Genomic DNA, 14,114 nt, shown 5'->3' on the forward strand with positions numbered 1-14,114 from the left:
CCGCGTTCGCCGCCCTGCCCACCTTCCCGGAGGCGCCGCTGACCATGGCCCTCACCAAGGACGCCACCGCCCTGAACGGCCAGGTCGTCGACGAGTGCTGACAGCCACTTAGGCCCCTGAACAGGAGGCTCCTGAACAGGAGGCCGGTCCCGTGTCCGTCTCCCAGACGCGCGTCAGCATCTTCGTCGGCACGCGGATGCCCTCCTGGTCGAGGACACCTACTCCGGGGAGACGCTTGAGCTCCTCCTCAGAGACACCCGCGGTTCTCGCCACTTCGAGGACAAGGCGCACCACATAGGGGGCATAGACCCTTTCGTCACGCTTAGCCCCCTAGGGTATGCATTGGCGGATTCGGATCCGTTCGTGGCGCGTTCTGGTCTCATCGCCGACGCACCGCGATCCATACCGTTGTTCACAACGGCGACAAGGAGAGCGGAGACATCGTGCCGACCGCGAAGATGATCATCTAGCCGGTCAGTGACCTCACCAAGGCCAAGGAGGTGTTCACCCCGCTCATCGGGGTCGAGCCCTACGTGGACGAGGTCTACTACGTCGGCTACCGGACCGGTGATCAGGAGATCGGCTTGAACCCCCGCAGGCATCGGCAGGACCAGTGAGCACCGCGCTCGCGACCAGTTTCACCGGCGAACACACGCACCGGGGTGGCGTCCGGGCCCTGCCTGGATGCCCGGCCGGGCACATAACCACCCATGCACCACATAACCCCCCATGCACAAGGAGTAAGACATGAAGGCACACGTCAGCTCGATCCTTCTTGGCGTCCGGGACATGAACCGGGCCAAGCAGTTCTACACCGAGGGACTCGGCTGGAAGATCCAGAGCGACTTCGGCATCTCGGTGTTCTTCGAGTCGGACGGCGCCTCGCCCGTCGGCTTCTACGGCCGTGAAGGCCTGGCCAACCAGGTGGGCACGGACCAGGAAGGCAGCGGCTTCAGCGGACTGGTTCTGACCTACGTCGTCCGCAGTGAGACGCGGGTCGACGAGATCATGGCGGAGGCCGAGAAGGCCGGCGCCACGATCCTCAAGCCCGCCGGCGCTCTGCCGTGGGGCGGGTACGGCGGCACCTTCGCCGACCCGGACGGCTACATCTGGAGTCTCGGCTACAGCGCCCAAGGAACCGACCAGCCCTACGCGGAGTAGCCGCGATCTTTGTCTCACAGCAGTCCGGGACGACGGGGCCCGTGCCGCTGCCGTCCCGGACTGCTGTGACCCCGGGTGCGGGAAGCGGGAGCGGCGATCGGAGCCGGGCGGGCGGGATCCACGGTGAACCGGCAGGACAAACAGGAGAAGATCATGAAGTTTCGGGCCTACGTTGAGCCACCTGAGCCCATGCGGGGTCTAGAAGTTCCGTCCGAGGTGGTAGCAGCGCTCGGCGGGGGCACGCGGCCGCCGGTGACGATCACAGTCAACGGGCATTCCTGGAAGAGCCGGGTCGCCCTCCTGCGCGGCCGCCACTTGCTCGGCCTCAGCAATGCCAACCGGCGGGCCGCGGGTGTTGCGATCGGCGACGAGGTCGAGGTCGAACTGGAGCTCGACACCGAGCCGCGCGTCGTTGTCGAGCCAGAGGACTTCGCCCGCGCCCTGGACGACGACCCCGTCGCTCGCGCCGCGTACGACAATCTTGCGTACAGCCACAAGCGCGAGCACGTGCATGCAATCGAGAGCGCGAAGAAGCCCGAAACACGTCAGCGGCGTATCGAGAAGGCCATCTCCACCCTGCGGGGCTGAACGAGAACCCTGAACTGGTGAAGGAACTGGGCCGCAGCCTCCGTTCACCTGAGTGTGATCGTCCGAGTCATCACCGCCGTCGGCCAGTTCCAACGCGACCTGCAGAACGAACTCACCGCCGAAGGCGTCGCCGCCGCCGAAGCCGAGGGCCGCTACCGCGGCCGGCCACCCGCACTCACCGGCGACCGGCTCGCCGACGTGCGGTCGGCCTACACCGACCACGGCACCTCGATCGCCGCCCCCGCACGAACCCACGCGGTGAGCCGCGACGCTCCAGACCCGGCTGGCCCATCAGGGCTCCTCGCGCCCGACGGTCATAGGTTCGCGATCCGAGATAAACCCCTTGCGCAATGGTCAAGAATCGTTGACCATTGTCCGCATGTCTAGCAACGATCTTCCAGAGACGTTTCACGTCTCCACTGACGAGCAGTTGCGTGCTGTCTCCAATCTCACGCGACACCGGATTATGGCCGTGCTCCGTGCCGAGCCTGCGACGATCACGCAGATCGCCGAACAGGTGGGCCTGGCGAAGGGCAGTTCGAGTTATCACATGCGGCTGCTGGAGCGTGCCGGGCTGGTGCAGGTGGTGCGGACGCGGAAGGTCCGGGGGGTCACCGAGCGGTACTACGCGATGGCCGCGCGACAGATCGTCCTGCCGGATCCGGTTCCGGGGCAGCCGGATGTGCTGATGCGGCATGCGGTGGCGGACCTGGAGGCGGCGCCGGCGGATGGTGAGCGGCACGTGCGGATGGCGCATCTGCGGCTCACCGATGAACAGTTCGCGGAGTTGGGGGCGCGGCTGGAGGCGCTGGCGGATGAGTACCAGGCGCTGTCGGATCCGGCACTACCGGCGGCGTCGCTCGCCTTCGCGCTGTTCCGGCTGGCGGCTCGGGAGCAGGCGGGGAAGGAGTCTTCGTGACCTTGGGTTCAAGGAACCTGCCTGCCGGGTTCGGGCGGCTGTGGACCGCGCAGACGGTTTCCTCGCTCGGCGACGGGGTGACGCATGCCGCGCTGCCGTTGCTCACGTTGACGTTGACTCGGGATCCGATGGCTCTCGCGGTCGTCACCGCCGCCGGGACGCTGCCGTGGCTGCTGTTCGGGGTGCTCGGCGGTGCGCTGGTGGACCGCTGGGACCGCCGCCGCACGATGTGGGTCACGGACGCCGCGCGTGCGGTGCTGCTCGCCGTACCCGCTGCGGCGGCCGCGCTCGACGTGCTGAGCATCCCGCTGCTGGCGGCCGTCGCGTTCCTGCTCGCCCTCGGCGGGCTGTTCTTCGACACGGCCGCCACGGCGTACCTGCCGGATCTGCTCGGCCGTGACCCCGCGCTCCTGGAGCGCGCCAACGCTCGCCTGCGCGGCGCCCAGACCGCAGCGTCCGGCTTCGCCGGGCCACCCGCGGGCAGTGCGCTGCTCGCGCTCGGACGTTCGGTTCCGCTGCTCGCCGACGCGGTGTCGTTCGCGCTGTCCGCACTGCTCGTGCGGTCGCTGCCCGCCGTGCCGAGGCCTGCCGCAAGCGCCCGCGAGTCGCTGCTCCGGCAGGCTCGGGCCGGGGCCTCCTACGTCTTCCGGGACCGGCTGCTGCTCGGGCTCGCGCTCCGTCCGGCGGTCGGGAACATCGCCTTCCTCGCCGTGGAGACCGTCCTGGCCCTCTTCGCCCGCGAACGTCTCGGCATCGACACCTTCGGCTTCGGCCTGCTCTTCACCGCGGAGGCCGCGGGCGGCCTGCTCGGCGCGGGCATCGCCTCCTTCCTCGGCCGGCGCCTGGGCACCGGCACCGCGCTGACCTGCACCGCCACGATCGAGGGCCTCGCCATCCTGGGGCTTGCCTCCGCGCCGAATGCGTACGTGGCCGGCATCGCGCTCGCCGTCTGCGGCGCAGGCATGGGCGCCACGATGGTGCTCGGACCCTCCCTCCGGCAGGCCATCGTCCCGGCCCACCTCATGGGCCGGGTCGCCTCCACCTCCCGCATGCTCGCCATGTGCGCCGCCCCGTTCGGCGCCTTCCTCGGCGGCTGGCTGGCCAACACCTACGACCTGCGCACCCCGCTGTACGCCGCCGCTGGCCTCCTCCTCACCATGACCGCCGTCACCGCGACCATGACCAGCAACCGCCGTGTCGAGGCCGCACTGCGCAACACGCACCCGGAAGCCGACCCGGCCGACCAGCGCCCCGCCAAAGAGATCGCTGTACAAACCGCATCCAGGTAATGGTCATCGCTTGCAGGCCACAACACCTCCACCCTCATCGAACGGCCAGTGGCGACAAGCCGAGCCCCGCAAGCTGCTTTGACGCCACTGACCGCTCGGTTGCTGCTCAACCCCCGCTCCCACCAGCGCGTCCTCACCGGCATCCACCACGGGCGGCTGACCGTCCCGGTCCCCTTCCCCGTCGACATCGATCTGGACAAGCCGCCCCGCTAGAAGGGCCTTCTCAGGCGTCTTCGCCGGTACGGCCCAGCAGGCGGGCGAGGTTGGCTTCGAGCTGTCCGGAGGTGCCGTCTTCCGCGCGCCAGGCGATGAAGCCGTCGGGGCGGACGAGGAGCGCTCCGCCCCGGGGGATCTCCGGCAGGGCGACGGTGTGAGCGGCGAGGCCCAGGCGTGCGGCGGCGTCGAGCCAGACATCGCCCTCGGGGGTGGTCAGGACGGTGAAGCGAGACCTGACCAGGTCGAGCGTTGAGACGCCCTCGGCGGTCCAGGCGTGGGGGACGCGGGAGCCCGGGGAGCCGTCGAGGTCGAGGGCGACGTCCTCGGTGGAGGGAAGCTCTGGCCGGGGGCCGATCACGGCGGCTGAAGAGTAACGGTAGCCGAGGTGGACGATCGGGGCGTTGACGGCGCCGGCTTTGGCGCGGGCCTCCACCTGGGCGGGGTCCCAGTGCAGGCTCGGGTCGGCCAGCCGCAGGACCGCCTGCTCCATGGTCAGCTGCGCCACCGGGCGGCGCTCGGCGTCGTAGGTGTCCAGCAGGGCGGGTCCGGCCTCGCCGCGGAGGACCAGCGCCAGCTTCCAGGCCAGGTTGTGGGCGTCGGCGACGCCGGTGTTCATGCCGAAGGCGCCCAGCGGCGGCACGACGTGCGCGGCGTCGCCGACCAGGAACACGCGCCCGTCGGCGAAACGGTCGGCGACCAGAGCCCTGACCCGCCAGCGCAGCGTGCTCAGGATCTCGATCTCCAGGTCCGGAGCGCCGAGCGCGGTGCGGATCAGCTCGGGGGTGGGCTCGACGTCCCCTCCGGTGTGGAAAGTCCATTCCTTCTCGTTGTCGATGGTCATCAGTAGTCCCGGCGCGTCCGGGTGGGTGATGTTGCAGTTGACGAAGGCGCGCCCGCCGGTCAGCTCGCTCAGGTCGGCGTGGAACAGGGTGTTCGTCAGGGGCTCGCCCAGGTTGCCGGGGCCCGAGGTGGTGATGCCGAGCGCGGAGCGCACCCGGCTGCGGACGCCGTCGGCGGCCACCAGGTAGTCGGCGCGGATCGTCCTGCCGTCGGAGAGGTGGGCGGTGACCCCTTCGCCGTCCTGTTCGAGGGAGACGAGCTCGGCACCGTACTCCACGATCGCGCCGCGCTCACGGGCCGCGGGCAGCAGGACCGTGTCCAGCCGGTTCTGCGGACAGAGACCGCGGATCACGCCCGGGGTGTAGGGCATCGCGGCGTTCGTCTGGGCGCGGGCCGGCCCCGGGGGGAGCGAGGGCAGCCCGGCCGCGGCCAGCGTCTCGGCGGAGATCTTCCCGAGGTTGCCCGCCGACATGTCGACGGCCACCGCGTTCACGGCGCGGTCCAGGCCGACCTCTCGCATCATCTCCATGGTTCGCATGCCCATGCCGGTGGCGCGGGGGTGGATCTGCGGGCCGTCCTCGCGCTCCACCACGTGTACCTGGACCCCGTGGTGTGCCAGGAACACCGCGGCACTCAGGCCGACCGTGCCACCTCCGACGATCAGGACTTCAGTCATGTCTTCTCCTCAAGGCATGGGAACAACGTTCCCTTATGTGGGAACATCGTTCCCGGCTTCGGGAACGATGTTCCCACATAGATACGATGTGCGCCATGGGTGAAGAGAAAACAGCTCCCGAGCTGGTGTGGAGCCGGGAGCGGCGCGAGCCCCGGCGGCAGGCGCTGAACGTCGAGCGGATCGTCACGGTGTCGATCGGCATCGCCGACACCGAGGGACTGGACGCCCTGACGATGCGGCGCGTCGCGACCGACCTCGACTCGGGCACCACCTCGCTCTACCGCTACGTGGCCGGTCGCGACGAACTGCTGGACCTGATGATCGACGCGACGCAGGGCGAGGACGTGCCGGCGCCCCTGTCCGGCGACTGGCGCGCCGACGTGAAGGAAGTCGCCCGCAGGCAACGGGCCGTGCTCCTGCGCCACCCCTGGCTGGGCTCCGTCATGGTGACCCGCCCGGCCCTCGGACCCAACTCCCTGCGCCAGATGGACATCGCGATCGCCGCGGCCGGAGGGCTGACCTCCGACATCACCCTGGCCGCCGACGTCATCTCCCTCGTCAGCGACTACGTCCTCGGCGCAGTCTCGCGGGAAGTGGCCGAGCAGGAGACGCGGCGCCGTACCGGCATGACCGAGGAGCAGTGGCGCGCCAGCGTCGCCCCCTACATCCGCGAGGTCGTCGAGAGCGGCGCCTACCCGCGGTTCGCCCGCTGGGTGGTCGAGGCCGAGGACCGCACCTTCGAGGAGCGGTTCGAGTTCGGGCTGGACTGCATATTCGACGGGATCGCCAGACGGCTACGGGACGGCGACCCCGGCAGCTGACACAGGCGAAGGGATGTGGCCGAGGTCCCGCAACCCGAGTTCGGAGCACGGCTCAGACGAACGCGGCCAGGGTTCGGAGCACGGCCCAGGCGAACACGGCCAGGATTTGGAGCGCGGCGCGAACGAATACGGCCCGCGCATGGACGGGCGCGGCGCGAAAGCGCGGCGAGGTCCATGCGCGGGCCGTGCCGGATGACCGGCGATCCGCGAAACCCTAGGAGGCCTGGGCGGCGGCCTTAGCGGCGACGGGGAGGGCCTCGGCGATGCGGGACAGGGCCTCGTCGTCGTGGGCGGCCGACAGGAACCAGGCCTCGTAGGCCGACGGGGGCAGGTAGACGCCCTGGTCGAGCATGGCGTGGAAGAAGGCCCGGTAGGCGGCGGTGTTCTGCTTCTGGGCCCCGGCGAAGTCGGTGACCTGGTCCTCGGTGAAGAAGATGGAGAACAGGCTGCCCGCGCGCTGCAGGCGGTGCGGCACCCCGGCAGCGGCCAGGGCGTCGGCGGCGGCCCGGCCGATGATCAGGGCGGCGGCGTCGACCCGGTCGTAGACCTCGTCGTCGCAGGCGCGCAGCGTGGCGAGACCCGCGGCGCAGGCCAGCGGGTTACCGGACAGGGTTCCGGCCTGGTAGACCGGGCCCTCGGGGGCGAGGTGGGCCATCACGTCAGCGCGGCCGCCGAACGCGGCGGTGGGCAGGCCGCCGCCCATGACCTTGCCGAAGGTCATCAGGTCGGCGTCCACGGGGTCCAGCCCGTACCATCCGGCCTCCGACACCCGGAAACCGGTGAGCACCTCGTCGAGGATCAACAGGGCGCCGTGCGCCGTGCAGAGCTCGCGCAGCTTGGCGTTGAACCCGTCCAGCGGCGGGACGACGCCCATGTTGGCCGGGCACGCCTCGGTGATCACGCACGCGATCTCCGAGCCGAAGGTCTGGAAGGCCTCGGTCACGGCCTCGATCGAGTTGTAGGGCAGTACGACCGTGTCGGCGGCGGAGGCGCCGGTGACGCCCGGGGTGTCGGGCAGGCCGAAGGTGACCAGGCCGGACCCGGCCGAGGCGAGGAGGGCGTCCACGTGGCCGTGGTAGCAGCCGGCGAACTTGACGATCTTGGAACGGCCGGTGAAGCCGCGTGCCAGCCGTACGGCGGACATGGTGGCCTCGGTGCCCGAGTTGACCAGGCGGACCTTCTCCACCGGGGCCATCCGGTCGACGATCTCCTCGGCGAGCTCGACCTCGCCGGGCGTCGCCGTACCGAACGAGGTGCCGGCCCGCAGCGCCTCCTCCAGGGCCTCGACGACGGCCGGGTGCCGGTGCCCGAGGATCATCGGGCCCCACGAGCAGACCAGGTCCACGTAGCGGTTGCCGTCCACGTCGGTGATGTAGGGCCCCTGGCCGGAGGCCATGAAGCGGGGAGTGCCGCCGACGGCGCCGAAGGCGCGGACCGGAGAGTTGACGCCTCCCGGGACGATCTCACGGGCGCGGGCGAACAGGTCCTCGGAGTTCTCAGTACGGGTCACGTCCTCCAGGGTAGTCACGGCGGAGGCAGTCTCACCGCGCGGGCGAGGTGACCGACTCCCGCCCTGTCCTGGAAGAACGGGAGGGACGGAAGGAGCGGGGAGGAGACAGGTGGCTAGTCGCAGACGTCGGCGAGCCGGTCGAGGACGGCGAGCGGGTCGGGCAGCGGGCGCCCGTCAGGGGGGCGCAGCCACGAGCCGGGCTGGCCGGTCGGCAGGATCGACGGCGGGGCGAGGACGTAGCTGTCACGGCAGTGCCAGCGCAGGCCGGGCATCTCGTCGATGGTCGACGGGCCGTAGTCGAGGGGGCAGGACCACCACTCGTCCTCGTCCTCGGAGGTGTTGCGGGTGGCCACGTAGAACAACACCCGGTCGCCGTTCGCGGCGACCGGGCCCGCCGCGAATCCGGCGGAGTCCATGGCAGCGAGGGCGGTGAGCCCCGCGGCGAGCGGTACGTCGAAGACGTCGAAGACCCGGCCCGTGGGGAGGATCACATTCGCCTCGGGCTCCCGCTGCCACCAGTGGGTGAGGAGGGCGGGGTCGCTGGTGGCCTGCATCTGCCAGGCGCGCGAGAGCGGGTGCGCTCCCGGGTCGGGACAGCCGATGCGGTCGCAGGAACAGGCGCGGGAGCCGCCCCGCAACGGTCGCGCGCCGGGACAGCTCGCCCAGCCCAGGGCGGCGTACTCCAGCACGGAGTCGATCGTCTGCTTCGGATGCGCGCGTCGCCTGCCACGACGAGCCAGCGGTACCCCCACCATTGTGTCCTCCGTCGTCTGCCCATCCCGGGTGCCCCCGGATGCGATGACATATCCACACTCTGGTCAGGGCGTGTTCCGTGGAGCTCGTTCGCCGGGAGCGGCGGTCCAGACGATGCCTCGCAGAGCGGAGGAGCCGCCCATAGCGGGAGGCTACGGGCGGCGACGCCGCGAGGCGCCGTCTGGGCGTCGCGCAGTAGAACAGAGATCCGTGGGACACGCCCTAGCAAGGGAAGTGAGACAGCCAGGGTCTACGTCACCTGGGGACACATCCGCACCGGTTCTCGCACTCTAACGCACAGACCACAAGACCAAGCGGCAAACCCCCAGTTCTCGATATGTGCCACTGGTCTCATCGGAGTCTTTTGGCCACTTCGGTCGCCCAGTAGGTGAGAATCATGTCCGCCCCGGCTCGGCGGATAGCGATCAGTGACTCCATGATCACTCGATTCCGGTCGATCCAGCCGTTCGCCGCGGCGGCCTCGATCATGGCGTACTCCCCGCTGACCTGATAGGCGGCCACCGGCACGTCCACCGTGTCACGCACCTGGCGCAGGATGTCGAGGTAGGCCATCGCGGGCTTGACCATCACCGCGTCGGCGCCCTCGGCGAGATCCAGCCGCACCTCGCGCAGCGCCTCGCCGACCGACCCCGCCGGGTCCTGCTGGTAGGCGCTGCGGTCGCCGAACTGCGGCGCGCACTCGGCCGCCTCCCGGAACGGCCCGTAGAACGCCGAGGCGTACTTCACCGAGTAGGCCAGGATCGGGATCTGCCCGAAACCGTCGGCGTCCAGCGCCGCGCGGATCGCGGCGACCTGGCCGTCCATCATGCCGCTGGGCGCGATGACCTGCGATCCGGCTCGCGCCTGGGCCACCGCGGCGGCCGCGTAACGCTCCAGGGTGGCGTCGTTGTCGACCTCGCCTTCGGGCGTCAGGATGCCGCAGTGCCCGTGGTCGGTGAACTCGTCCAGGCAGGTGTCGGTCATCACGACCATGGTGTCGCCCATGTCGGAGACCAGGTCGGCGACGGCCTGCTGGACGATCCCGTCCGGATCGTCGGCGGCCGACCCGCGGGCGTCCTTCACCGCGGGCACACCGAACAGGATCAGCGAGCCGACGCCCGCCTCGGCCGCCTCGTGGGCGGCCTTGCGCAGCGAGTCACGGGTGTGCTGGAACACCCCGGGCATCGAGCCGATCGGGTTCGGCTCGCTGATGCCCTCCTTGACGAACATGGGGAGCACCAGCTCCGCCGGGTCCAGCCTGGTTCCGGCGACCATTCGGCGCATCGGTGCCGTACGGCGAAGCCTGCGCGGGCGCGCGACGGGGAACTGGGCGGTCATCGTGTCTCCCTCCCCCCGGTCACAGGGGATCAGGAACCGGGGGACCGTGTTCGGATTGGCTCGCTGAGTTCGCGGAAGCCATCGCGAACGCCTCGCTCGCCGGGCGTTCGCGACAGTTCCAGGTTACTTGGCGCGGCGCCGGGCTCCTCGCCGGGTCTGGGAGGGCCTGCGGGGAACGTCTCCGGCCTCAAGTGCGGCCTGCCGCTGCTTCGCACCATACTCCGCCAGCGCGGCCGCGAGGGCCGAAGCCGATGGTTTGTCGGCCATCACGTCGACACGGAGCCCGAACTCCTCGGCCGTCTTGGCGGTCTGCGGGCCGATCACGGCGATGACGGTGACGTTGTGCGGCTTGCCCGCGATGCCGACCAGGTTCCGCACGGTGCTCGACGAGGTGAACAGCACCGCGTCGAACCCGCCGCCCTTGATGGCCTCCCGGATCGGGGCGGGCGGCGGCGCCGCACGGACGGTCCGGTAGGCGGTCACGTCGTCGCACTCCCAGCCGAGCTCGGTCAGCCCCGCCACCAGCGTCTCGGTCGCGATGTCGGCCCGAGGCAGCAGCACCCGGTTGATCGGGTCGAGCATCGAGTCGTACGGTGGCCACTCGGCCAGCAGGCCTTCCGACGACTGCTCGCCCGAGGGCGTCAGGTCCGGCTTGACGCCGAACTCCACGAGCGCCCGCGCGGTGGCGTCGCCCACCGCCGCGACCTTGAGCCCGGCGAACGCGCGGGCGTCCAGGCCGTACTCCTCGAACTTCTCGCGCACGGCCTTGACCGCGTTCGCGCTGGTGAAGGCCACCCACTCGTAGCGGCCGGTGACCAGGCCCTTGATCGCCCGGTCCATCTGCTGCGGGGTGCGCGGCGGCTCGACGGAGATCGTGGGGACCTCCTCGGGCACGGCGCCGTAGGAGTGCAGCTGATCGACCAGCCCGGCCGACTGCTCCTTCGTCCGGGGGACGAGCACCCGCCAGCCGAACAGCGGCTTGGTCTCGAACCACGACAGCCGGTCACGCATGCCGACGGCCTCGCCGACCACGATCAGCGCGGGCTCGCTCATCCCGGCGTGCTTGAGGTCGGGCGCCATCCGGCCGAGGGTGGTCACGACGGTGTACTGCTCGGTGGTGGTGCCCGCGCTGCTGATCGCGACCGGCGTCGAGTCAGGACGGCCCGCCGCGATCAACGCCTTGCCGATCGCGACGGCCTCGGAGACGCCGTTGTAGATCACCAGGGTGCCCGCGGCGGCCGCGTGGTTGGACCAGTCGGCGACCTGGGTCGCGTCCACGACCCGGAACTCGGGCACCGACACCGCGGCGGGGATCCCCGCGTAGGTGAGCACCGCGGTGGCCGGAGGCACACCCGGCACGATCTCGAAGTCCACCTCCGCCTTGGCGCAGGCCGCGACCTCCTCGGTGATCGAGGAGAAGAACATCGGGTCGCCCGCGCAGAGCCGTACGACACCGCGCCCGTCCTTGGCCGCCGTGACGGCCCTCAGCGAGACCGCGCCCTCCTCGGCGGCGTCGACGACCTCGACGTTCTTACGGCAGTGGCGCAGCAGCCCGCCGTACGCCTCCTGGTCGAGCACGACGAGGTCGGCCCGTGAAAGCAGGTCGGCGCCACGAAGCGTGAGCAGACCCTCGTCACCGGGCCCCGCGCCCACGAAGGCGAGGAACCCGGTGGGGGGCTCGAAGGTGGTACTTCCGGAGCTCAATGTGCTTGCTCCCCTATCAACGTGCCTGCCCCTTCGGCGATCATCTCGGCCGCGAGGCCGCGGCCGAGATCCATGGGCGCCGAAGGGGTCCCGGCGGCGGACTTGCGCACCGCCCGTTTGCCGTCAATGGCGACAACAGCGGCGGTAAGAATCAGTTTCTGCCCGTGCTCGGCCGCGTAGGCGCCGACCGGAGCCGCGCACCCCGCCTCCAGCGCGTTGAGCACCACGCGCTCGGCGGTCACCGCGGTGCGCGTCTGGGCGTCGTCGAGCACGCTCAGCAGCTCGATGAGGTCGGCTCGGTCGGCCCGGCACTCCACGGCCAGTGCGCCCTGCCCGGGGGCCGGCAGCATCTCTTCCGTCTCGAAGATCTGGGAGATCTCGGACTCGCGGCCCAGGCGGCCGAGCCCGGCGGCGGCCAGCACGACGCCCTGCAGCTCACCGGAGGTGACCTTGCCGATCCGGGTGTCGGCGTTGCCGCGGATCGGGACGTAGTCCAGGTCGGGGCGGATCGCCCGGAGCTGGGCGACCCTCCGGGGGGAGCCCGTGCCGATCTTCGAGCCGGCCGGCAGGTCGGCCAGCTTCGCCGTACTCACCAGCGCGTCTCTCGGGTCGTCGCGCGGCGGGATCGCCGCGATGACCACTCGGGGGTCCTGCGTGGTGGGAAGGTCCTTCAGCGAGTGGACCGCGAAGTCGATCGCGCCCTCGATCAGCTTGTCGCGCAGCGCGCTGACGAAGACGCCCGTTCCGCCGAGCTGCGTGAGGTTGGCCTTGGTGACGTCGCCGAAGGTGGTGACGCCGACGAGCTCGACGACCCGGCCGGTCAGCTCGGTGAGCCGGGCGGCGACCAGGCCCGACTGGGTCGTCGCCATGACGCTGCGCCTCGTGCCCAGCTTGAGCGGAGGAGAAACACTGCTCACCTGCCCACCTCCTTCTTGCTCGTCTCGGTGCCGAGTATCTCGACACATCTCACCGCATCGGGGACCTTCGGATCCAAATTGAACAGCTCACGCAATGCTTCCGCATAATGATCGCCTGCCGGAGACTCCGCGAGCTGTTTGACACGCACGGTCGGCTCATGGAGCAGTTTGTCGACCACACGCCTGATCGTCTGCGTGACCTCGTCCCGGGTCCGCCCGTCGAGCTCGGGAACCCGCGCGACGAGCCGCCCGAGCTCCGCCTCGACCACGTCCGCCGCCTTGCTCCGCAGCGCGACCACGGTCGGTGTCACCCGCGCCGCGCGCTCGGCCGACAGATACGACGCGACCTCCTTGGTGACGATCTCCCGCACGGCGGTGACCGCCTCGGCGCGCCCGCCGTCGTCGGTGCCGGTGTCGACCGCGCCTTCCTGCATCGACTCAAGGTCGACGAGGGTGATGCCCGGCACCTGCCGTACGGCGGGGTCCACATCGTGCGGCAGCGCGAGATCGAGCAGGAACATCTCCCTGGCCACCACCATGTCCGCGGTGATGACCACGTCGGTGGCGCCGGTGCACGAGATGACCAGGTCGGCCTGGGCCAGCTCGCGGGTCAGCTCGCCGAACTCGGCGGCCCGGCCGCCCACCGTCTGCGCCAGCCGTACCGCGCGTTCGTGGGTCCGGTTGACCACCACGATGTCGGTGACGCCCGCCCGCTGAAGGGTCGCGGCCGACAGAGCGCTCATCGAGCCGGCGCCGACCACCAGGGCGCGCTTGTCCTGGATCGGGCCGAGGGTGCGCTCGGCGAGGGTGAGTCCCACGCCCACGAGGGAGGCTCCCGCGCGGTCGATGCCGGTCTCGGTGTGGGAGCGCTTGCCCACCCGCAGCGCCTGCTGGACCAGCTCGTTGAGCGTCGGGCCGAGCGTGCCCTCGTCCTGGGCGAGCTTGAGGGCCGAGCGGACCTGGCCGAGGATCTGCCCCTCGCCCAGGACCATCGAGTCCAGGCCCGAGGCGACCGAGAACAGGTGCTCGACGGCCTGGTCCTCGTAGTGCACGTAGAGATGGCTCCCGAGCTGCTCCATGGGAACACCCGAATGGATGCTGAGCAGCTCCGAGACGGCGGTCACCGCGGCGTGGAACCGGTCGACGGCGGCATAGACCTCGACCCGGTTGCAGGTCGAGACGACCATGACCTCCGCGACGCAGGCGTCCCGGTGGACATCGTGGAGCAGCTTGACCAGCGCGTCGCCGGAGACCGACACCCGCTCCAGCAGGGCCACCGGAGCCGTCCGGTGGCTCAGGCCGACAACGAGAACGCTCATCGGCCCTCCTCGATGCTCTGTGGACGTGGACGTGCCCGGCCTCCCGCGTTCTTCGGAGAAACG

Annotated in this window: 14 protein-coding genes; 7 read left to right on the top strand and 7 right to left on the bottom strand. The window is 70.5% G+C overall.

Going from position 1 to position 14,114, the window contains the following annotated elements; genetic code table 11:
• The first annotated feature begins 747 nt into the window (after positions 1-747).
• The 6 genes from ACFY2X_RS28260 (at position 748) to ACFY2X_RS28285 (ending at position 4,170) form a co-directional block, all read left to right on the top strand.
• Positions 748-1,161: a VOC family protein gene (locus ACFY2X_RS28260; protein ID WP_389943577.1), complete on the top strand. Its 414-nt coding sequence runs from the start codon at positions 748-750 to the stop codon at positions 1,159-1,161.
• Positions 1,162-1,284: 123 nt separating this feature from the next.
• Positions 1,285-1,749 (top strand): YdeI/OmpD-associated family protein, encoded by a 465-nt coding sequence (locus ACFY2X_RS28265; protein WP_389943580.1) that lies wholly within the window; start codon positions 1,285-1,287, stop codon positions 1,747-1,749.
• 54 nt (positions 1,750-1,803) lie between these two features.
• A complete protein-coding gene (locus ACFY2X_RS28270; protein ID WP_389943583.1) occupies positions 1,804-2,136 on the top strand; it encodes a hypothetical protein in 333 nt (110 codons plus the stop codon).
• Positions 2,129-2,668: an ArsR/SmtB family transcription factor gene (locus ACFY2X_RS28275; protein WP_389943586.1), complete on the top strand. Its 540-nt coding sequence runs from the start codon at positions 2,129-2,131 to the stop codon at positions 2,666-2,668. The genes ACFY2X_RS28270 and ACFY2X_RS28275 overlap by 8 nt, the downstream gene beginning before the upstream one ends.
• A complete protein-coding gene (locus tag ACFY2X_RS28280; RefSeq protein WP_389943589.1) occupies positions 2,665-3,957 on the top strand; it encodes an MFS transporter in 1,293 nt (430 codons plus the stop codon). The genes ACFY2X_RS28275 and ACFY2X_RS28280 overlap by 4 nt, the downstream gene beginning before the upstream one ends.
• 48 nt (positions 3,958-4,005) lie before the next feature.
• The gene (locus ACFY2X_RS28285; RefSeq protein WP_389943592.1) at positions 4,006-4,170 is read left to right on the top strand and encodes a hypothetical protein; all 165 of its coding nucleotides are present in this window, start codon (positions 4,006-4,008) and stop codon (positions 4,168-4,170) included.
• A 10-nt stretch (positions 4,171-4,180) separates the two neighbouring features.
• Here ACFY2X_RS28285 and ACFY2X_RS28290 read toward each other — a convergent pair whose 3' ends face one another.
• Entirely contained in the window at positions 4,181-5,689 is a 1,509-nt protein-coding gene (locus ACFY2X_RS28290) for an FAD-dependent oxidoreductase (RefSeq protein WP_389943595.1), read from the bottom strand.
• A 95-nt stretch (positions 5,690-5,784) separates the two neighbouring features.
• Here ACFY2X_RS28290 and ACFY2X_RS28295 point away from each other — a divergent pair, with 95 nt between their 5' ends.
• Complete coding sequence (locus tag ACFY2X_RS28295) at positions 5,785-6,510, top strand: TetR/AcrR family transcriptional regulator (protein WP_389943598.1); 726 nt, start codon at positions 5,785-5,787, stop codon at positions 6,508-6,510.
• Positions 6,511-6,724: 214 nt separating this feature from the next.
• Here ACFY2X_RS28295 and hemL read toward each other — a convergent pair whose 3' ends face one another.
• From hemL to ACFY2X_RS28325, 6 genes are all read right to left on the bottom strand, one after another.
• Positions 6,725-8,020 (bottom strand): glutamate-1-semialdehyde 2,1-aminomutase, encoded by a 1,296-nt coding sequence (gene hemL / locus ACFY2X_RS28300; RefSeq protein ID WP_389943601.1) that lies wholly within the window; start codon positions 8,018-8,020, stop codon positions 6,725-6,727.
• 113 nt (positions 8,021-8,133) lie between these two features.
• Positions 8,134-8,775 carry a bifunctional DNA primase/polymerase gene (locus ACFY2X_RS28305; protein ID WP_389943604.1) on the bottom strand — a complete coding sequence of 214 codons (642 nt, stop codon included), beginning with the start codon at positions 8,773-8,775 and terminating at the stop codon, positions 8,134-8,136.
• A gap of 349 nt (positions 8,776-9,124) precedes the next feature.
• On the bottom strand, positions 9,125-10,111 hold the full coding sequence (gene hemB, locus ACFY2X_RS28310; RefSeq protein ID WP_389943607.1) for a porphobilinogen synthase: 987 nt from the start codon (positions 10,109-10,111) through the stop codon (positions 9,125-9,127).
• A 123-nt stretch (positions 10,112-10,234) separates the two neighbouring features.
• Positions 10,235-11,815 (bottom strand): uroporphyrinogen-III synthase, encoded by a 1,581-nt coding sequence (locus ACFY2X_RS28315; RefSeq protein ID WP_389943610.1) that lies wholly within the window; start codon positions 11,813-11,815, stop codon positions 10,235-10,237.
• Positions 11,812-12,732 carry a hydroxymethylbilane synthase gene (gene hemC, locus ACFY2X_RS28320; RefSeq protein WP_389943613.1) on the bottom strand — a complete coding sequence of 307 codons (921 nt, stop codon included), beginning with the start codon at positions 12,730-12,732 and terminating at the stop codon, positions 11,812-11,814. The genes ACFY2X_RS28315 and hemC overlap by 4 nt, the downstream gene beginning before the upstream one ends.
• Complete coding sequence (locus ACFY2X_RS28325; protein WP_389943616.1) at positions 12,729-14,051, bottom strand: glutamyl-tRNA reductase; 1,323 nt, start codon at positions 14,049-14,051, stop codon at positions 12,729-12,731. Before ACFY2X_RS28325 ends, hemC begins: the two co-directional genes overlap by 4 nt.
• Positions 14,052-14,114: the final 63 nt, after the last annotated feature.

This window comes from Streptosporangium sp. NPDC000396 (assembly GCF_042898655.1).
Taxonomy (GTDB): Bacteria; Actinomycetota; Actinomycetes; order Streptosporangiales; family Streptosporangiaceae; genus Streptosporangium.

What these genes read in the sequence shown, in the direction of transcription:
- ACFY2X_RS28295 (WP_389943598.1), top strand. Translation starts at nt 5,785, where the DNA reads ATGGGTGAAGAGAAAACAGCTCCCGAGCTGGTGTGGAGCCGGGAGCGG.
- ACFY2X_RS28275 (WP_389943586.1), top strand. Translation starts at nt 2,129, where the DNA reads ATGTCTAGCAACGATCTTCCAGAGACGTTTCACGTCTCCACTGACGAG.
- ACFY2X_RS28290 (WP_389943595.1), bottom strand. Translation starts at nt 5,689, where the DNA reads ATGACTGAAGTCCTGATCGTCGGAGGTGGCACGGTCGGCCTGAGTGCC.
- hemB (WP_389943607.1), bottom strand. Translation starts at nt 10,111, where the DNA reads ATGACCGCCCAGTTCCCCGTCGCGCGCCCGCGCAGGCTTCGCCGTACG.
- ACFY2X_RS28260 (WP_389943577.1), top strand. Translation starts at nt 748, where the DNA reads ATGAAGGCACACGTCAGCTCGATCCTTCTTGGCGTCCGGGACATGAAC.
- ACFY2X_RS28325 (WP_389943616.1), bottom strand. Translation starts at nt 14,051, where the DNA reads ATGAGCGTTCTCGTTGTCGGCCTGAGCCACCGGACGGCTCCGGTGGCC.
- ACFY2X_RS28305 (WP_389943604.1), bottom strand. Translation starts at nt 8,775, where the DNA reads ATGGTGGGGGTACCGCTGGCTCGTCGTGGCAGGCGACGCGCGCATCCG.